This window comes from Mesorhizobium loti, from assembly GCF_003148495.1.
Taxonomy (GTDB): Bacteria; Pseudomonadota; Alphaproteobacteria; order Rhizobiales; family Rhizobiaceae; genus Mesorhizobium; species Mesorhizobium loti.
Map to the genome: position 1 here is coordinate 191,738 of NZ_QGGH01000006.1, position 19,281 is coordinate 211,018.

Sequence of the window (19,281 nt, forward strand, 5' to 3'; positions counted from 1 at the left end):
GCGAACAGAGGCGCATGAACATTCCTGGCGAGATCCGTGAGCCTTTTGCCCGACTGTTCGGCGAACTGCGTCCCAAGCTGCACCGCTATTGCGCCCGCATGACGGGCTCGGTCATCGACGGTGAGGACGTGCTGCAGGAAGCGCTGACAAAAGCGTTCGAAGCTCTGCCCAACGCCGGCCCGATCGCCAACCCGGAAGGCTGGCTGTTTCGCATTGCCCACAATGCTGCACTCGATTTCCTGCGCCGTCGCGCCCGTGAAAAGGCCTTTGCCGATGAGGATCCGGACATGATCGTCGACCCGGCAAACCCCACCGTCGACCGTCAGGCCGCGGCGGCCGGACTGCATACCTTCATGCGCCTTCCCGTCGCGCAGCGAAGCAGCGTCATCATGATGGACGTTCTGGGCTATTCGCTGCAGGAAATAAGCACCACACTCGACACCAGCATTCCCGCGGTTAAGGCGGCGCTGCATCGTGGTCGCCATCGGCTGCGCCATCTTGCGGACGAACCGGACGACCGCCCTGTTCCGAGATTGAGCAACGCAGAGCGTCTGTTGCTCGAAGCCTATATCGATCGTTTCAACGCCCGCGACTTCGACGCGGTGCGCGACATGCTGGCGGATGAAGTCCGGCTGGAGCTGGTGGCCAGGACGCGGCTCAACGGCCGCAAGGAAGTCGGCACCTACTTCGGCAACTATTCCCGAGTGCAGGATTGGCGTTTCGTACCGGGCTTCGTCGAAGACAGGCCGGCGATCCTCGTCCGCGATAGCGATGATCCGGCGGCGCGGCCATCCTATTTCATCCTGCTGGCCTGGAAGGACGGCAAACTCTTGACCATCCGGGATTTCCGCCACGCCCGCTACATCGCAGACGGCGCCGAGTTGTTCGTGCTTTGAAACGATTTCGGGGCGAAAAGGCCTCTCGTGCTGCCTACTGCCTACTGCCTACTGCCTACTGCCTACTGCAGCGACTTCAGCAGATTGTCGAGCGTGAACGGATTGGACTTCGGCTTGGCCGGCGGCGGGTTGTCGTTGGCCTCCGGCAGCGGCGCACGCTCCATCTTCGGAGCCTGCTGCGCGGCCTTGCGCTCAGCCTCGAGCTTTGCCTTTTCCTGCGAGGCAATGCGCATCGCCTCTTCCGCCTTCTGCCGCTCCTGCTCGTCGGCCTGTGCCTTGGCCGCTTCGTCGGCGGCCTGCTGTTCGGCAGCGGCCTTGGCGTCCGCATCCGCCTTGGCTTTGGCATCCGAGTCAGCCTTGGCTTTCGCCTCCGCTTCGGCCTGAGCTTTGGCGTCGGCTTCAGCTTTCGCCTGGGCGTCCGCTTCGGCCTTGGCCTTGGCGTCAGCCTCGGCTTTCAGCCGGGCTGCTTCCTCCTGTTTGCGCAATTCCTCGGCGGCATTGTCCCGTTCGGTCTGCAGCGCCGCGTAATAGCGCACTTCGCGCCGCAGCCGCTGCTTCTCGAGCAGAGCAGCCTGCATCGCCTCGACGCGCTGCTGCTCCTTCTCCAGCGCGCGCTGGGTTAGGAACTGTGCCAGCGGCTCGCTGTCGAACTGCCGCTTCACGGCGCCGAACGGCCCCTCGGCGGTGAAGTTCACGACCGGTTCGGAGCCGACCTGGGCCTCGTCGCCTGGCCGATAGGTGATCGCCCCTTTGGCCGACACCATGGCTGTGTTGAGATCAGCTGTGATGTCAGCGGACAAGGTCGCAGCCGGATTGTCGAGGCTGATGGGCGGCGCCCTCAGCATGCCGCCGGCAACCGTGAAGGCGATGTCGGTGTCCTTGGCGGCGAGACTGCCATCGGCGGCGATGTCAGGCGCGAAGCCGGCGGTCTTGGCCGCATCGATGTCACGCCCGATCGCATCCGCCTTGGCAAGGAACGCGGGGAACGCATCGGGATTGACGCCGGCGACCTGCAAGCTCTTCAGCGTCGCCGTACCGGACCCGGACAAGGCGGCCACCATACCTTCAACCGATTTGCCGCTGCTTGACAGCGCGGTCGAGAAATCGCCGATGCCGCTGATGCCTGCATCCGGCAGCACGGTCGCCAGATCGGCGCCAGCCAGTTTCATCTGGCCGGTGAAAAGTCCTGTGCCGTCATTGTTCTTCAGCTCGAACAGGCCTGTCAGCGCCCCACCCAGCAATTTCGCCTTCAGATCCGAAACGCGGATGCCTTCCTGGTCGAGCTTGAGCGAAAAGGCGGCATCATAGGCGGTGGCGAACCGGCCGGCGGCGAGCGCTGCCGTCGTCAGGTCGAGGTCGGCGGTGAACGGCAGGCTGGATTTCTGGCTGAACGGTGTGGCCGGCCACACCCCGCTCTTATCGGCCACTTGCTTGTCGGCCCCCTCCTGGTCGACAAGAAAGGCGGAATCGCCGAACAGTGCCACTGCCATCGGATCGAGGTCGAGTTCGTCGAGCACCAGCGCACCGGCCAGATGTGGCACGCCGGCCTTGCCGTCGACCCCCTCCTTCACATCGACATTGACGTCGCCGGACACCGCCGCTTCGTTGATGGCGCCGTTGAGTTCGTCCAGCACCAGCAGACCGTTGCCATAGTCGCCCTGTGCGGCGAGCGACGTCGACATGCCGGCTCCCATGCCCGGCAGGCCGATGCCTGATGTCATCAGCCATGGCTCGATGTCGGCGGCGTCAAGGCTGAGCTTGCCCTTGGCGGCGAGGCCTTGCGACGTATCGGCGATCGTGCCTTCGAAAGCGGCCTTGAAGTCGTCGCCGGCAAGGCTGAAACTCGTCGCCAGGCCGCCGCCAAGCGTGCCCTTGGCCTGAATGTCCGTGCTTGCCTCGCCCAGCATGCCGAGCGGCAGCGCCGGCAGGCCGTAAAGGGCCAGCAGCGCGGTGGCATCAGGGTTTTTGGCGTTGAAGGTCAGCGCCACCGGCGCTTCGAGAAGCTTGTCCACCGCCCCCTTCCCCGACAGCGACGCGGAAAAAGCCGAGCCGCCGGCCTTGCCTTGCCCGCTCACCGCCAGGCCCGTGGTGCCGTCGCCATTGTCGGCCGCACTCGCCACCAGGTCGACGCGCGCATCCTGGAACAACTCGGGATAGGCGGCGGCACGGCTCGCCAGTCCCTTGAGCACGGCACTGTCGGGATAATGCTGGGCCGCGACGTCGATCAGCGGCTTCAGGTCGACGGCAACCACCGATGCATCGAGCTTGCCGGTCGGGCTTGCCGGGAAATCCTTGATCCTGCCGGTGGCGCTGATCGAGGCACCGGCCAGCCCGCCCACTGACAGCCGGTCGATTTCGAGCAGTCCGTCGCGCAGCCTCAGTGCGGTATCGACCGTGTCGGCGGTCAGCCCGCCGGCGTTGACCGGCCCAGCCTTGATCTGGAAATCGAGGTCGCGGTCGGCAAAGCGGTTGGCGCCCTTGTCACTGACGAAGATCGAGGCAAAGGCCGCCAGTCCGTCCACATCGAGTTCGCCGCCTTCGAGCCGCATCAGCACCGAAGGCTTGGCGTCGTCGGGCTGGCTGGAATCGATGCGGCCGGAAAACTTCGCCTTGCCCAGGATCAGTTCGAGATCGCTGAAGGCCTGACGCTTCTCCGAGAGCTCGACCTTGGCCTTGAAGCCGGCGGCGGGCAATCGGCGGATCGCCTCGTCGACATCCTTCGACAGCCAGGCGGCAAAGCCTGAGGGTTGCGCCACGGCCAGCAGCAACGAGCCGTTGAAGCCGAAATGGCCCTCCACGTTGAGCAGGAGCATGCCATCGGCTTCCAGCGTGGTGCGGCCGGGCAAGGTCGCGGCAAGCGATTTCACCGACCAGCCGCCATCGACCGGCTCGGCGGAAAGATGAACGTCGCGCACCGTGGTGTCGCCGGCCACCACCGCTGGCAGCTTGACCTCGACGGTGCCGGGGATGGTCGGCTTCGGCAGGTCGAGAAGCGCCTGCTCAAATGCCGCGATGCGCTGATCCAGTGTCAGGCCGGCGCCGGCCTCGGCGCCCACCGCCTCGTCGAACTGCACCTGCGCGCCATTGGCCTCGATGGCGAAGCTCGGCTTCAGCCCGAGATCGACCGAGGCCTTGCCGTCGGCGGTGTAGGGGTTGTCGAGCGGCCCGGTCTCGAAGCGGAATTCGTCGACGCCCAACTTCTGGTGGTCGAGGGAAAACTTGCCGTTCAGCCGAAAGCCCGGATCGGGCTTGCCGGCCGAGACCTTCACCGTCTCGCCATCGGTGCCGCGCAGCTCGGCGCTGTTCTTGTCGGCACCGGAGATCTTGAACTGGCCGGAGTAGACGGCGGCCCCATTGACGATGCCCGCATTGCCGTCGGTCTCGATGACCAGCGGATAGGCGTCCGGATCGGCTTTCAGCCGCAGCCGCATCTGCCCGGTGCCTTCGGCCTTGCCCGTGGACGCCGCGATCGTGGCGCGCAACCCGTCCAGCCGCAGCGTGCCGTCCATGCGCCACGGGCCGGCCAGGGACTTGGCCGAGATGGTCGAATTGATCTCGGAAAACAGGTGGCTGCGGCCGCCGGCGGCATGGCGCAGTTCGATCTGCCCTTCCGTCACCGTCAGCTTCTCGATCGAGATCTGGTTGAGGTCGAAGGGCGAGGACGGCCGCATCGCCCAGTCGACCGTGCCGTCATTGGCAATATCGATGGTCGCTTTCGGCCGCACCAGTCGCATGTCGAAGATCAGCACTTCGCCACGCAGGAAGGGCGCCAGTTCCGCATCCATCGAAAACGTTTCGACGGTCATGGCTGGCTGGCCATTGGGGCCGCCGGCAACGGCAACATTCGAGAAGGTCACCGAGGGGAACGGCAGCAGCCTTGCCGTGGCGTCACCCTGCACGGTCACCTTGCGGCCGAGAATGGCGCTCGCCTCGCGCTCGAATTCGGCGCGGTAGCCGGTCCAGTCGACAAAATACGGCACCACCAGCGCCGCACACAGCACCAGCACAAAAAGACCACCGAAGATCACGAACAGGCGTGCGAGCATCAGCTCCGAACGGGTTGATTGAAATTCAGCCGCACTCTACCCGCATCCGCGTGTCGATAAAGAGGCAATTCATCCAGTGTTGCGCGATCCCTGATGATCTGAAACAAATCCTCGCAAAGCGGAGAATTCGGATGTCTGGGAAGAACTGGGATCGCGTGCCGATCGATGCGCAAAGTATCGACGCGCCGCTGTCGCTTTCGGCGGTCTTTCTTGTCGTCACCGTCGCCAGCGAGCAGAGTGCGCTCGCAAAGGTCGCGTCGGTGCTCGGCGAACTCGACGACCTGGTCAAAAATGTCGGGTTCCGCGACCTTGGCGGCCGCCTGTCGTGCATCGCCAGCATCGGCCACGATCTCTGGGACCGTCTCAGTCCCGGCCGGCGGCCGCTGGAGCTAAAACCGTTTGCGCCGATCAAAGGCGCGGTCCATTCGGCGCCGTCGACGCCGGGCGACCTTCTCTTCCACATCCGCTCAGAACGCCCCGACATGTGCTTCGAGTTCGAGCGCATCCTGCTCGACAGGCTCGGTTCCGGCGTCGCTGTTGTCGACGAAGTGACGGGCTTTCGCTATTTCGATGCCCGTGACCTACTCGGTTTTGTCGACGGCACCGCCAACCCGACCGGCCTCGATTTGCCCGCCTCGGCGCTCATCGGCGATGAAGATGCCGACTTCGCCGGCGGCAGCTATGTCGTCGTCCAGAAATATCTGCACGACATGCAGGCCTGGGCGCGCATTCCGACGCCCGAGCAGGAAGCGATCATCGGCCGCACCAAGATCGACAACATCGAAATCGACGATGACGACGCGCCACGCAAATCGCACAAGTCGCTGGCCACCATCGAGGATGCCGACGGCAACGAGTACGACATATTGCGCGACAACATGCCGTTCGGCAGGCCCGGACAGAACGAGTTCGGCACCTACTTCATCGGCTATTCCAGATATCTTTGGGTCACCGAAAAAATGCTGCAGCGCATGTATATCGGCGACCCGCCGGGCGCCTACGACCGGCTGCTCGATTTCTCGACGCCGCACACCGGCACGACGTTCTTCGCGCCAACCCGCCCCATGCTGCAGGCCCTTGTCGAGGACGCGCAGAAGCAACTTCCCGCCGCGCGGTAAAGCAACGGCTGACGGCCTCTATCCGCGAGGATCAGCGCGCGTCACGCTTTGCTTGCGCCACCTTGCCCGCCTTGCGCTGCCGACCGAGTTCCGCCGGCCGGACCAGCTTCGGCGCTCGCTCGTTGGCCACGGCCCGCATGCCCTTGTGAGCCGTCCGCGAATTGTGCGCGGGACCATCCGCCGGCGCACTTTGCTTCATGGCCAGCGCCTTGCGTGCATTCCCGACCAGCGAAACCCGAGCCGCCAATTGGCGCCGCCGTTCGGCCTCGCCATTCAGCCGCCGCATCGCCATGGCCAGTGTCGCGAGCTTGACCTGCGACCCGCCATCGGCCTTTGATGGCGCAGCGCCTTTCGGCGCGCCCTTGCCGCGTATTTCACGGCGACGGCGATGCGCTTCGGTCTGTGCCTTGTCGCGCCGCTCCCGTAACAGCTTGACCAGACCGGCAAGATCGGCGTCGGAAAGCTCCTGCACCGCCGGATGGTGCGATTTCTCCACCAGTTCCTGTTCGTCGGTGCTCAGCGCACGCGCCTCTTCCTTGCGTGAAATCGCCATGACGGTCCTCCTCAGCTGGCGCGCCTGTCGGCTCCAGGCTTGCCGTCGGAGGAGCCTCCACCCTAATGGTGGCGCGGTCAAGACAAGCAGGGAATCCCCTGACGGATCAATTGCGTCGCCAAAGCCTGTCGAGAAAGTGGCCCGGTCTAACGTGCTGCGCTGGGCGACTGTGTCCAACAGTTTCCATGAGCACGGTCAAAACCGCTCCGTTGTGAAGGCTGGTCGAGAAACTCTCGGCAATGAACTCCAGCGTTGAATCGTGGAACGCCAGTATGAAATGCCGGTAGTCTAAAAACAGTTCAGGCGTATGGGATGAATGAACCCGATTGGCCTTTTCCAGGGAAGCGATCCGCGACGAATTGCGGACTTCAAATGCCTCGTGGGCCCGCAAGCCCAACGGATAGAGACGATGGCCGCTGATGGCTTCATCGTTCGGCGGGCCGAACTGAAAGGCCAGATAAGGATCTGCGGTCAAGACGGCGACGGATTGGTTGCCTGTTACCGATGAAACCGAGCGCGGATTCGTGCCATCGAAGGACGGATCCGGAGCATTGGCGATGTAGGCAACGACCAGTCTGCCTTCATCCGCAAACACATGGGGTAATGGCGCCCCGGCCGACGAGGGCGGCACCTCGATCGGCAGCAGGGTTTCGGCAGCCGACATCTAATGGCCCTCGTCCGGCAAAATCTTGCCCGGATTCATGATGTCTAGCGGATCCAACGCCTGCTTGATCGTGCGCATGATGTCGACGCCGTGGCCGAGTTCGTGGCGCAGGAAGCCGATCTTGCCTTGCCCTATGCCGTGCTCGCCAGTGCAGGTGCCGTCCATGGCGATCGCCCGCATGTTGAGCCGCGCGACGAATTTTTCCGACAGTGCGATCTCCTTGGGATCGTCGACGTCCATCAGCACCAGCACGTGGAAATTGCCATCGCCGGCATGGCCGACGATCGGCGCGATCAAGCCCATTTCGGCGATATCGGCTTCGGTTTCCAGGACGCACTCGGCAAAGCGCGAGATCGGCACGCAGACATCGGTCGACAGGCCCTTGGCGCCGGGCCGCAGCGTCAGCGACGACCAGTAGGCGTCGTGCCTGGCCTTCCACAGCTTCGTCCGCTCCTCGGCAACGCTGGTCCACAGGAACGGCCCGCCGCCATTTTCCTCGGCGATCATGCCGAAGGTCTCGGCCTGCTCGGCAACGCCGGCATCACTGCCGTGGAATTCGACGAACAGGCACGGGCTCTCGGGATAGTCGAGCTTCGAATAATTCTTCATCGCCCGCATCTGCAAAGCGTTGACCAGTTCGATGCGCGCCACCGGAATCCCCATCTGGATCGTGGCGATGACCGCGTTGCAGGCGGCCTCGACGCTCGGAAACGGGCAGACGCCGCCGGAGATCGCCTGCGGGATGCCTTGCAGCTTCAGCGTCAGTGACGTGATGATGCCGAGCGTGCCTTCCGAGCCGATCAGCAGCCGCGTTAGATCATAACCGGCCGAGCTCTTTTTCGCGCGCTTGCCGGTTGTCACCGTCTCGCCGTCGGCCATCACCGCCGTCAGCGACAGCACATTCTCGCGCATCGTGCCATAGCGCACGGCATTGGTGCCGGACGCCCGCGTCGCCGCCATGCCGCCAAGCGAGGCATTGGCGCCGGGGTCGATCGGAAAGAACAATCCGGTGTCGCGCAGGTGCCGATTAAGGTCCTCGCGGGTGACGCCGGGTTCGACAGTGCAGTCGAGATCCTGCGGATTGACCGCCAGGATACGGTTCATGCGCGATGTGTCGACCGATATGCCGCCGCCCGGCGCGTTGGTGTGGCCCTCCAGCGAGGAGCCGACGCCGAAGGCGATCACCGGCACGCGGTGCGCGGCACAGGCCCGCACGATGTCCTGCACCTCGGCCGTCGTCTCGGGAAAGGCGACGCCGTCAGGCGCCTGCGTCGGAATATAGGTGGGGGTGTGCGCATGTTGGGAGCGGATGGCCTGGCCGGTCTGGAAGCGCTCGCCAAGCTGCTGCTTGAGGATGCCGAGCACTGCGGCGATGCCTTCCTCGTTACGTTCGACCGGGTTGAGGTCGCTCAGAGCCATGAATTCCTCCGCGAATGGACCAGCGCCCACGCTTGTTATGCGATTATGGATGCGTAGTCTCCACAGACACGCTCTGTCCAGCGCCAGAACAAGGAAGTTTCGATGTCCATCTCCGCCCCCTTCGTCTCCCAGCCCATGGACATCGAAAAGGAGTGGATCGACTACAACGGCCATCTCAACATGGCCTACTACAACGTGCTGTTCGACCGCTGCTCGGACGAAGCCTTCGAGGCGATGGGCATGGGGCTGGATTACGTGAAGGAGCGGCGGCTCACGGTTTACACCGCCGAAGTCCATGTCTGCTACGTTCAGGAACTGCATCTGGATCACAAGGTCCGCATCTCCCTCCAGCTCATCGACCATGACGACAAGCGGCTGCGGACCTACCAGGAAATCCGCCATGTCGACGGCTGGCTCGCCGCCACCTCCGAGATCCTGTCCCTGCATGTCGACATGTCCGGACCGAAGGTCGCGCCCTTCCCCGCCGACGTGCTTGCCAAGGTCGAGGCCATGCGTGCCGCCCATTCGGCACTGCCGATGCCGGAGCGCGCCGGCCGTTCGATCGGGATCAAGCGCAAATAGGGCGACGATCGGACCTCAAAGCCACACCGGCAATCCAAAATCGCAAAACCCCTGGAATCGGCTAGCAGCAGTGCTTGAAGCGACTCGGCGCCCGCGTTAACCTTACCGAGGTTTTAACGGGAACAAGCCAATTGAGCCGTTGCGCGACTCAGCGGGTCGGTCGAAAACGATCCGCATCGAGGTAGCGACACGGGCGGCGGGGCGAAGCCGGTTCGAGGAACGTGCATGAAAACCGACATCAAGGTCGAGGTGGACAGGCTGGCCGCCGATCCGCGTATAACCGACTATGATTTCTGGCGTTCCCTCAAGAACGTCAACAACGAGATCTTCCACATCGCCAACAGCAACGAGCCGATCCCGTTCGACATGATCCGCTGGCGCGCCATCCTGAAGCAGGCGCGCATGAAGCGCGGCCACGCTTAAAACCTCCGAATCGACAATCCCCTCACATCAAGCTTGGCCCCTTACATCAACTTTGGCGCTTGATGGCCCCCAGGGCAGAGCGCGCCACCACTGGCGACGACTGTATAATGGCCGTGTTGGTCATCGCGTAGGGAATGATCCGGTCGATCACCCGCTCGAGTTCGGCCACCGAGCCGACATGCGCCAGCGCGATGAAACAGTCCTCGCCAGTCACCCGGTCGCATTGCGCGATCTCCGGCAGCTCGCGGATGATCTCGGCCACGACCGCCAATTGCCCCGGCACCGGACGGATGCGCAGCCATGCCGACAGCGGCAGGCCAAGTGCCGCCGGGCTGATCCTGACCGAATAGGCCTCGATGACGCCGCTTTCCTGCAGCCGCTTGATGCGCTCGGCCACGCTAGGCGCCGACAGGCCGACCGAGCGCGCAAGCTCCGCCGTGCTGATGCGCGCGTCCTTTTCCAGCAGGCGCAGGATCTTCATGTCCGCGGCATCGAGGTCGGCACTTTCAGTTCGAAGGCGTTTCATGGAAAATTCCTCGCTTCCGGGAGAAAGTCAGCCGAAAGAGCCAATCATCACCCATATAAACAGGCAGATCTGCCTGCGATACTGATCCGGTGGATGATCAAACGCAAGCTCTCGTGGCGACCCCTGCCCTCGGCAACTCCACCCTCGGCAGGCTGACGGAAAAACTGCCGCCACATGTCTGGTTCGGCGTCAGCGCCGTCTTCCACTATCTCGGGCCGGCCTTCGCCGTGCTGCTTTTCCCGCATGTCGGCGTGCTCGGCATGGCATGGCTGCGCATCGCCACCGCCGCGCTGATCTTCGCACCGCTGACCCGTCCATGGCGAACCTTCGCCCGCGCCGATCGCTCGACGCGGCTGCTGTTGCTGGCCTTCGGTGCCTGCCTGGCGGTGATGAACTGTTCGTTCTACCTGGCGCTCGACCGCCTGCCGATCTCGCTGGTGGCGGCGATCGAATTCGTCGGCACCATCGGCGTCGCGGTGATCGGCCTCAGGAGCCCGCGCAATCTCGCCGCCCTTGCTGTTGCCGTCACCGGCACCTTGCTGCTCATCGACGTAAAGTGGTCTGATGATCCCATCGGGCTGTTCTGGGCCTTCCTCAACGGCGCGCTGTTCGTCGGTTACATCGTGCTCGGCCACCGCATCGCCGCTTCAGGCGCAGGCGGCGGCATCGCAAGCCTTGGTGCCGCCATGGCCATCGCCTTCATCGTCGTGCTGCCGATCGGCCTCACCGACGCACTGCCCGCCTTTTTCTCGCCGCCACTGCTGCTCGCGGCCATCGGCGTCGGCATCTGCTCTTCGGTCATTCCCTACATCTGCGACCAGCTCGCAATGTCGCGGCTGCCGCGCGCGAGCTTTGCGCTGATGCTGTCGCTGCTGCCGGTCACCGCGACGCTGATCGGCGTCGTCGTGCTGCACCAGATTCCAAGTCTTACCGATTGCCTCGGCATTGCGCTGGTGGTCGCCGGCGTCGCCTTCCACAAGCCGGCGAACACGGACTAAACGAACGCCTATGCCAATTTCTGCTTGAGGAAGGCGATCGTGCGTCCCCAGGCGAGATCCGCCGCCTTCTTGTCGTAGCGCGCTGCCGAGGTGTCATTGTTGAAGGCGTGGTTGGCGCCTTCATAGACATAGACCGTGTATTCGACATGCGCCGCGTCGAGCTCCTTCTTGAAGGCGTCGATGCCGGCATTGGTGCGCTCATCCAGCCCGGCATAGTGCAGCAGCAATGCGGCCTTGATCTTCGACACATCGGCGGCCTTCGGCTGCATGCCGTAGTAGGCGACGGAGGCGCTGAGATCGGGCGCGTTGACGGCCAACATGTTTGCCGTACCACCGCCCCAGCAGAAGCCGATGGCTCCGACCTTGCCGTTGCCGTCCTTGTCGGCCTTGAGGTACGCGACGGTCGCTATACCGTCGGCGATGGTCTGCGCCGGATCGAGCTTGGCGAACATGTCGCGCGCCTTGTCTTCATCGGCTGGCGTACCGCCGAGCGGCGACAGGAAATCGGGGGCCAGCGCCACGAACCCTTCCAGCGCAACGCGACGCGTCACATCGCGGATATGCGGGTTGAGCCCCCTGTTCTCGTGGATGACGATGACCGTGCCGAGCTTGCCCGCCTGGTCCGCCGGCTTGACCAGATAGCCCTTCATCTCGCCGCCGCTGCCGGGATAGCTGATATCCTCGCCCTTCACCCGCGGATCGTTGTCGGCGACAACAGCCGCTTGCGCGGAATTCGCCGCCAGCAGCGGCGCGATCCCGGCTGCCGCCGCACCCGACCCGGCAAGCCGGGTCAGTTGCTCCATGAAGCGGCGGCGATCGAGCGTCAGATGCGTATATTCGTCATAGGCATCGATCATCGCCTGGGTAATGGCAGGCGTCTGGCCAGCTGATTTCGTCATTGCGCACTCCTCGGCTTCGAGCTTCGATACCTGAGCTACATAGAGACCCAGCCGCCATGATCCAGTCGAGCATTGTCACGGCCGTGGATCGCCTCGTGGCGTTTCCACAGGCGGCCACGCCGGCCCGGCAAAGCCGGCGCCACAGGCGCCCGTGTCATCACTTTTTAGTCATCCGCGACAAATCCTGCTGGCGCTGCCACAATAGTGAGGGAAGCTGCCGGCTATCGATGGCGCCTTGGACCAGGTGCCTTCACGTCTCGACCCAGAAGGAGCGATGCCGATGACCATGCCTTCCCCGATCCTCACCAGCGCGGTCGTCCTTGCCGTGGCCGCCGCTTTGGCCCTACGCTCGATGGTCGTGAATGCAGGCAGACGATCGTTGATCAGGGTCCGCAGTGAGCAGAACCGCCGTGCAAACACGAAGACCCAGGGTTGAGGTGAGACCATGAACGTCCAGGACATCGTCAACACCGTCTCGCAGAAAGCGGGCCTCGACCAGGCGACGACGGAGAAAGTCGTCGGCACCATTTTCTCGGTGCTTGAGCATGAAGCTGAAGGCACCAGCGCCTCGGCTTTCTTCGCCAAGATCCCCGGCGCCGACGATCTCGCCCACCAATATGATGTCATGGCCGCCGCTCCGGCCGGCGGCGGTGGCGGCTTCCTGTCATCGCTGCAGGGCGCGCTCGGCGGCGTTCTCGGCGAGAAGGCCGGCGCACTGATCAACGGCCTCGCCGCGCTCAAGGCATCCGGCCTCGACATGGCTCAGATCCAGAAGGCCGGCGAAACGCTGGTCCAGCAGGCCGAAGCCGCCGCCGGCCCCGAGCTGACCAACGAAGTGCTCGGCTCGGTGCCCAGCCTGAAGAGCCATCTGGGGCTTGGCTAGGACGGACGGCACGGCCAGTCCGCCCCTACTTCGGCAGCGCGTAGGCCATCACATAATCCCCCGGCTTGGTGCCGACCGAACCGTGGCCACCGGCGACGATGACCACGAACTGGCGTCCGTCGGCGACCGTATAGGTCATCGGCGTCGATTGCCCGCCGGCCGGCAGCCGCGCCTGCCACAGCTGCTTGCCTGATGTCAGCTCATAGGCGCGCAGATAGTCGTCGACCGCCGCACCCAGGAAGGCGACACCGCCGGCGGTGATCATCGGCCCACCGATGCCCGGCACCCCGACCTTCAGCGGCAGCGGCAATGGCGTCATGTCGTAGACGGTGCCGTTGCGGTGCTTGTAGGCGATCTTGCCGGTTCTGAGATCGGCGCCGGCGACATAGCCCCAGGGCGGTGCCTGGCAAGGCACACCGAGCGGCGACAGGAACGGCCCCATCACCACGGCATAGGGAGCGCCTTCATTGCGGTTGAGCCCCTGCTCGCTGCCCTTGGTGTCGCCGGGCGGCGGCACGTCCGCGCGCGGCACAAGTCTCGACGTGAAGGCCAGATAGGTCGGCATGCCGAACAGCGCCTGCCGCACCGGATCGACCGCCACGCCACCCCAGTTGAAGACGCCGAAATTGCCGGGATAGATCAGCGACCCCTGCACCGAGGGCGGCGTGTAGCGGCCTTCATAGCGCAGCTTGTGGAAAGCGATCCGGCACGCCAGCTGATCGAACATGGTGATGCCCCACATGTCGGCATCGGTCAGCGGCTTCGGATTGAAGGAGAGGTCGGACGAAGGCTGCGTCGGCGATGTATGGTCGCCCTCGATGGCGCCACCAGGCGCCGGCACTTCGTTGACCGCAATGACCGGCTCGCCGGTGCGCCGGTCGAGCACATAGAGGTCGCCCTGCTTGGTCGGCCCGACCAGCGCCGGCACCACGGTGCCGTCGGGTTTGGTGATGTCGATCAGGCTCGGCTGCGCCGGCACGTCCATGTCCCAGAGGTCATGGTGCACGGTCTGCCGCACCCAGCGCAATTGCCCGGTGTTGAGGTCGAGCGCGGTGATCGACGACGAGAACTTCTCGACATTGGCGCTGCGCCCCGCGCCGAGCTGATCCGGCGTCTGGTTGCCGAGCGGCACATAGAGCAGGCCGAGCTTCTCGTCGGCGCTCGGCGTCGACCACATGTTGGGTGAGTTGGCGGTATAGGTCTGGCCGGGTGTCAGCGGCGTCGTCTGGTCCGGATTGCCGGAATCCCAGTTCCATAGCAGCTTGCCGGTGCCGACATCGTAGGCGCGGATGACGCCCGACGGCTCCTGCGTCGAATAATTGTCGTTGACCGCGCCGCCGACGATGATCTTGCCGCCTGATATCAGCGGCGCAGAAGTCGAGTAATAATAGCCAGACTTCGGATAGGGCATGTTGGTCAGAAGGTTCAGCGTGCCGCCTTCGGCGAAGCTGGGACAGACCTGCCCGTTGGCGGCGTCAAGCGCGATCAGCCGCGCGTCCGAGGTCGGCAGGTAGACGCGGGCAGCACAGGGCTGGCCGGCGGCGATGACCGCATCGGCATAATAGGACACGCCGCGACAGGTCTGGTGCTGGCGGTCCTTGTCGAGCTTGATCTTGGGATCGTAGCGCCATTTCTCCTTGCCGCTAGCCGCGTCGATAGCGATGGCGAAATTGTGCGGCGTGCAGATGTAAAGCGTGTCGCCGATCTTCAGCGGCGTCACCTGATAGGTGGTCTCGCCGATATCGTCAGGCCCCTTCACGTCGCCGGTGCGGTAGGTCCACGCCGGCTGCAGCTTGGCGACATTGTCCGGCGTGATCTGGTCGAGCGGCGAATAGCGCTGGCCGAACTGCGTGCGGCCATAATAGTGCCACTCGCCGGCTGGCACATCGTTACCGAGGTTGGCGTTGGGGATCACCTTGTCGGTGTCGAGTTCTCCAGCGATGTCCTTCGGATCTGCTGTCATCGAATAACCGGCAACGGCAAGCGATGCCAGCACGGCAAGGATGAGCGGCGCGCGCGCATCAGGGCCGGCAAGGCCCCGCCTCGCCCACGGCGTCAGCAGCCACAGCGCCACCAGCACGATGATGCCGCCGCGCGGCCCGAGTTCCCACCAGTCGAAGCCGGTTTCCCAGACCGCCCAGGCCAGCGTGCCAAGCACGATCGCCGCGTAGAGCCACAGGGCGGTCGATCTGCGCCGGTAGAGCAGCCAGGCGGCAATCAGGAAGGCGAAACCGACGATGATGTAATACCAGCTGCCGCCCAGCATCGCGAGACGGATACCACCGCCGCCGAGCGCCAGACCGATGAGCAAGAGAATGAGGGAGGTGATGGTGACAGCCAAGATGATACTCCTTCGACTGTTGCGCGCTCGCACGCGCGGCCATGGGCAACCGGCGTTACCTTCCTGCCCTGGACACAACTTTCTCCTGCCCGCCGCGCCTGTCAAGTTGGCCGCACGCCAAGGTGGCAATCGATCTTGCCTGCATCAGGGTTTTCCAGCAGTCTGCGTCGGATCATCTCGCCTCTGGAGCAAGCAAAATGACGTCATTCGTTCCGCCGCTGACGCGATTGGTGCTTGCCCTCTGCTGCCTTGTCTCTCTCTCCGTGGCCGCGCCGGCACAGACGCTTCATGAGATCAACAAGGCGAACGGCTTTCACCAGATGCTGACGGGTATCGGTCCGGGTTTTAGCGCAGCCGTGAAATCGGCGCCGGAAACGCCGCCGCAAAAAGTCCAGGACGCGCTGGCAGTGGCCATGGAAGGTGCGTTTGACGCAAACAAGATGGAGGCAGCCATCGAATCGCGAATGGCCGACAAGCTGACCGCCAGGGATCTGGCCGACCTGGGCTCTTTCTATACTTCGCCATTGGGCAAACAGGTCACGGCGCTGGAAATCCAGGCCTCCACCCAGGAAGAGAGGGAACGCAAGAAGATCGAAGGCCCAAAAATCCTCGGCGAGCTTCCGTCCAGGGATCCGGCTCGGCTCGAGCTGTACAAGAAGATCGCGGATGATCTCAGCGCTGTCGACACCGGAGAAGCCGTCGCCTTGAACATGGGCTATGCGATGCTTTCCGAAATGCTGGGAGCGGCCGGAAAAGCCCTGCCCGACGACCAGATCATGGCCTTGCTGCGTCAGCGGTCCGAAGGGCTTCGCCGAGACATCGAAAAGGATGTCATGGACTCCGTAGCCTACATTTACCGGGATCTGCCGCTTGACGATCTCAGACGTTACGAGGCTTTCCTGGCGTCACCCGCCGGCAGCCACTATTACGACCAGATGCAGGTCGCCCTCGGCGCGGTGATGACCGACGAGGCGCGCTCGTTTGGGCATCGGTTTTTCGTCGCCCTCGGCTACCGCAAGGCCTGAACGGCGATATCAGGCACTTTACCGGAACAAAACGTAGACACTTCTGGTCTTTCGCTCCCGAATCACTACATTCGGGGCAATGTCCGGCTTTTCCGAAGACATGCCCTTTTTCGACGAACCCAATGCGCGGCCCACGGCCCCGTCGGGCATTGCCGCGCGCGCCATGGCTGCCCGCAGCGGCCACAACAGCGCGCCCGACTATCTCAAGGGGCTGAACCCGGAGCAGCGGCTAGCTGTTGAAACAACGGAAGGTCCGGTTCTGGTGCTGGCCGGCGCCGGCACCGGCAAGACCCGCGTCTTGACCACCCGCATCGCCCACATCCTCGCCACCGGCAAGGCCTTCCCGTCGCAGATCCTTGCGGTGACCTTCACCAACAAGGCCGCGCGCGAGATGAAGATCCGCATCGGCGTCCTGATCGGCGAAGGCAATGTCGAGGGCATGCCCTGGCTCGGCACCTTCCACTCGATCGGCGTCAAGCTGCTGCGCCGCCACGCAGAACTTGCCGGCTTGAGATCCGACTTCACCATCCTCGACACCGACGACGTCGTGCGGCTGATCAAGCAGTTGATCCAGGCCGAAGGGCTCGACGACAAGCGCTGGCCGGCCAAGCAGTTCGCCCAGATGATCGACGGCTGGAAGAACAAGGGGCAAGGGCCGGCCGACATCGCCGAGGGCGACGCCCGCGCCTTCGCCAACGGCAAGGGCCGCGAACTCTACAAGGCCTATCAGGAGCGGCTGAAGACGCTGAACGCCTGCGACTTCGGCGACCTTCTGTGCCACCCGATCCGCATCTTCCGCGCCAATCCGGACGTGCTGAAGGAATACCACAAGCGCTTCAAATACATCCTCGTCGACGAGTACCAGGACACCAACACCGCCCAGTACATGTGGCTGCGGTTGCTGGCGCAGCGGCCGGATGCAGGGCGCGCGTCAACGTCGACGGATCTGCGATCGGCCGAAGGCCGCAAGCCCGACCGGGCGTCGGCCGGCCAGGCCGCCCCCGCGGAGGCCAGCGAGCGAAGCGAGCGCGCGGCCGTGAGCGACAACAAAGTAAACATATGCTGCGTCGGCGACGACGATCAGTCCATCTATGGCTGGCGCGGTGCCGAGATCGACAACATCCTGCGCTTCGACAAGGATTTTCCGGGCGCCACCATCATAAGGCTGGAGCGCAACTACCGCTCGACCGCGCACATCCTTGGCGCTGCCTCCCACCTCATCGCCCACAATGAGGGCCGTTTCGGCAAAACGCTGTTCACCGACCGCGACGAGCCGGAGGACGGCAAGGTGCATGTCCATGCCGCCTGGGATTCCGAGGAAGAAGCCCGCGCCGTCGGCGAAACCATCGAGACCTACCAGCGGCAAAAGCACAATCTCAACGACATGGCGATCCTTGTCCGCGCCTCCTTCCAGATGCGCGAATTCGAAGACCGCTTCGTCACGCTCGGCCTCAATTACCGCGTTATCGGCGGCCCGCGCTTCTACGAGCGCATGGAGATCCGCGATGCGCTCGCTTTCTTCCGCGTCGTCGCGCAAGGCGCCGACGACCTCGCTTTTGAGCGCATCGTCAATGTGCCGAAGCGCGGCCTGGGTGAAGCCACCATCCGCCAGATCCACGACACGGCCCGTGCGCTCCGCATCCCGATGCTGGAAGCCGCCGCCAAGCTGGCCGAAAGCGACGAGTTGAAGCCGAAGCCGCGCGCGGCATTGCGCGAGGTAGCGGCCAATTTCGAGCGTTGGCAAAAGGCCCTGGAAACCACCCCGCACACCGAACTCGCCGAGACCATTCTCGAGGAGAGCGGCTACACCGACATGTGGAAGAACGACCGCTCGGTCGAAGCCCCAGGCCGGCTGGAGAACCTGAAAGAACTGATCCGCTCGATGGAGGAGTACGAATCACTGCGCTCCTTCCTCGAGCATGTAGCACTCGTCATGGATGCCGAGCAGAACGCCGGTCTCGACGCCGTCAGCATCATGACGCTGCATTCGGCCAAGGGCCTCGAATTCGAGACGGTCTTCCTGCCCGGCTGGGAGGAAGGTCTGTTCCCGCATCAGCGCGCGCTCGATGAAGGCGGCCGCTCGGGGCTGGAGGAAGAGCGGCGGCTCGCCTATGTCGGCCTGACCCGCGCCAAGAAGAACCTGCATCTGTGGTTCGTCTCCAACCGCCGCATCCATGGCCTGTGGCAGTCGACCATCCCGTCGCGCTTTCTCGACGAACTGCCGGAAGCCCATGTCGAGGTCGCTGAAAGCGGCAACTCCTATGGCGGCTACGGCAATTCCTATGGCGGCGGTTCCTTTGCCTCCGGCCGCGGCGGCCAGGGCGCAGGACGGCAGAATCCCTACGGCGCCTCGCGCTTCGACAATGTCGGCGCCGACACCGAAAAATCCGGCGCCTTCTCCAACACCTATGCGACGCCGGGCTGGCAGCGCGCGCAGGCCAACCGCACCGAGGCCACCGACCGCAACTGGGGCTCGCGCTCCGGCCATCAGGTCGAGCGCATCGGCTATGGCGAGACGGACAGCGGCTACGGCGCCGGCCGCACCTCGGTCAAGGGCCGCACCATCGACGGCGAACTGGTTGCCAAATCCGTCGCCGACAAGCCGTCAGCCTTCAACGTCGGCGACCGCGTCTTCCACCAGAAATTCGGCAACGGCAACATATCAGCCATCGAAGGCAACAAGCTGACCATCGACTTCGACAAGGCCGGCCAGAAACGCGTGCTGGACGGGTTCGTCGCGGCGGTGTGAAGCCCACTTGCCTCGTAGTCCTACAAGCGAACCGCCTTGTGTATGCGTCTCTGGCGGAAGCCTCCCCGCCTTCGTCATCCACGGGCGGAGCAGGAGCGAAGCGACGTCGCGGAGACCCGTGGATGGCGAAGCGATGGACGTTTGCGTCAAGGCATGCGG

Annotated in this window: 15 protein-coding genes; 8 read left to right on the forward strand and 7 right to left on the reverse strand. The window is 64.2% G+C overall.

What is annotated here, in order from left to right; translation table 11 throughout:
* Window positions 1-14 precede the first annotated feature (14 nt).
* Window positions 15-896 (forward strand): sigma-70 family RNA polymerase sigma factor, encoded by an 882-nt coding sequence (locus C8D77_RS22835; protein WP_109668154.1) that lies wholly within the window; start codon window positions 15-17, stop codon window positions 894-896.
* A gap of 62 nt (window positions 897-958) precedes the next feature.
* On the opposite strand, the gene C8D77_RS22840 is transcribed toward C8D77_RS22835, so the two are convergent.
* Window positions 959-4,942 (reverse strand): AsmA family protein, encoded by a 3,984-nt coding sequence (locus C8D77_RS22840; RefSeq protein WP_109668156.1) that lies wholly within the window; start codon window positions 4,940-4,942, stop codon window positions 959-961.
* 131 nt (window positions 4,943-5,073) lie between these two features.
* Between C8D77_RS22840 and C8D77_RS22845 the strand changes: the two genes are divergently transcribed.
* A complete protein-coding gene (locus C8D77_RS22845; protein ID WP_109668158.1) occupies window positions 5,074-6,060 on the forward strand; it encodes a Dyp-type peroxidase in 987 nt (328 codons plus the stop codon).
* 31 nt (window positions 6,061-6,091) lie between these two features.
* On the opposite strand, the gene C8D77_RS22850 is transcribed toward C8D77_RS22845, so the two are convergent.
* From C8D77_RS22850 to C8D77_RS22860, 3 genes are all read right to left on the reverse strand, one after another.
* The gene (locus C8D77_RS22850) at window positions 6,092-6,613 is read right to left on the reverse strand and encodes a hypothetical protein (protein WP_109668160.1); all 522 of its coding nucleotides are present in this window, start codon (window positions 6,611-6,613) and stop codon (window positions 6,092-6,094) included.
* Between the two features lie 106 nt (window positions 6,614-6,719).
* Complete coding sequence (locus C8D77_RS22855; protein ID WP_109668162.1) at window positions 6,720-7,277, reverse strand: hypothetical protein; 558 nt, start codon at window positions 7,275-7,277, stop codon at window positions 6,720-6,722.
* On the reverse strand, window positions 7,278-8,696 hold the full coding sequence (locus tag C8D77_RS22860) for an FAD-binding oxidoreductase (protein WP_109668165.1): 1,419 nt from the start codon (window positions 8,694-8,696) through the stop codon (window positions 7,278-7,280).
* 102 nt (window positions 8,697-8,798) lie between these two features.
* Between C8D77_RS22860 and C8D77_RS22865 the strand changes: the two genes are divergently transcribed.
* Both C8D77_RS22865 and C8D77_RS22870 read left to right on the forward strand, forming a co-directional pair.
* Entirely contained in the window at window positions 8,799-9,278 is a 480-nt protein-coding gene (locus C8D77_RS22865) for a thioesterase family protein (protein WP_109668167.1), read from the forward strand.
* 225 nt (window positions 9,279-9,503) lie between these two features.
* Entirely contained in the window at window positions 9,504-9,701 is a 198-nt protein-coding gene (locus C8D77_RS22870; protein ID WP_056582983.1) for a hypothetical protein, read from the forward strand.
* A gap of 46 nt (window positions 9,702-9,747) precedes the next feature.
* On the opposite strand, the gene C8D77_RS22875 is transcribed toward C8D77_RS22870, so the two are convergent.
* Window positions 9,748-10,227 (reverse strand): Lrp/AsnC family transcriptional regulator, encoded by a 480-nt coding sequence (locus tag C8D77_RS22875; protein ID WP_109668169.1) that lies wholly within the window; start codon window positions 10,225-10,227, stop codon window positions 9,748-9,750.
* An 89-nt stretch (window positions 10,228-10,316) separates the two neighbouring features.
* Here C8D77_RS22875 and C8D77_RS22880 point away from each other — a divergent pair, with 89 nt between their 5' ends.
* A complete protein-coding gene (locus C8D77_RS22880; protein ID WP_109668171.1) occupies window positions 10,317-11,225 on the forward strand; it encodes an EamA family transporter in 909 nt (302 codons plus the stop codon).
* An 8-nt stretch (window positions 11,226-11,233) separates the two neighbouring features.
* Here C8D77_RS22880 and C8D77_RS22885 read toward each other — a convergent pair whose 3' ends face one another.
* A complete protein-coding gene (locus C8D77_RS22885; protein ID WP_109668173.1) occupies window positions 11,234-12,124 on the reverse strand; it encodes a dienelactone hydrolase family protein in 891 nt (296 codons plus the stop codon).
* Between the two features lie 445 nt (window positions 12,125-12,569).
* On the opposite strand from C8D77_RS22885, the gene C8D77_RS22895 reads away from it, so the two are divergent.
* Window positions 12,570-13,007, forward strand: coding sequence for a hypothetical protein (locus tag C8D77_RS22895; protein WP_109668176.1), 438 nt, complete (start codon window positions 12,570-12,572; stop codon window positions 13,005-13,007).
* A gap of 25 nt (window positions 13,008-13,032) precedes the next feature.
* Here the strand turns inward: C8D77_RS22895 and C8D77_RS22900 are convergent, their stop codons facing one another.
* Window positions 13,033-15,348, reverse strand: a complete 2,316-nt coding sequence (locus C8D77_RS22900) for a glucose/quinate/shikimate family membrane-bound PQQ-dependent dehydrogenase (protein ID WP_109668178.1) — start codon at window positions 15,346-15,348, stop codon at window positions 13,033-13,035.
* A 197-nt stretch (window positions 15,349-15,545) separates the two neighbouring features.
* Between C8D77_RS22900 and C8D77_RS22905 the strand changes: the two genes are divergently transcribed.
* Together C8D77_RS22905 and C8D77_RS22910 are read left to right on the forward strand one after the other, a co-directional pair.
* Window positions 15,546-16,373 carry a DUF2059 domain-containing protein gene (locus tag C8D77_RS22905; protein ID WP_109668474.1) on the forward strand — a complete coding sequence of 276 codons (828 nt, stop codon included), beginning with the start codon at window positions 15,546-15,548 and terminating at the stop codon, window positions 16,371-16,373.
* A 79-nt stretch (window positions 16,374-16,452) separates the two neighbouring features.
* Entirely contained in the window at window positions 16,453-19,122 is a 2,670-nt protein-coding gene (locus C8D77_RS22910; protein ID WP_109668180.1) for an ATP-dependent helicase, read from the forward strand.
* The last annotated feature ends 159 nt before the right edge of the window (window positions 19,123-19,281 follow it).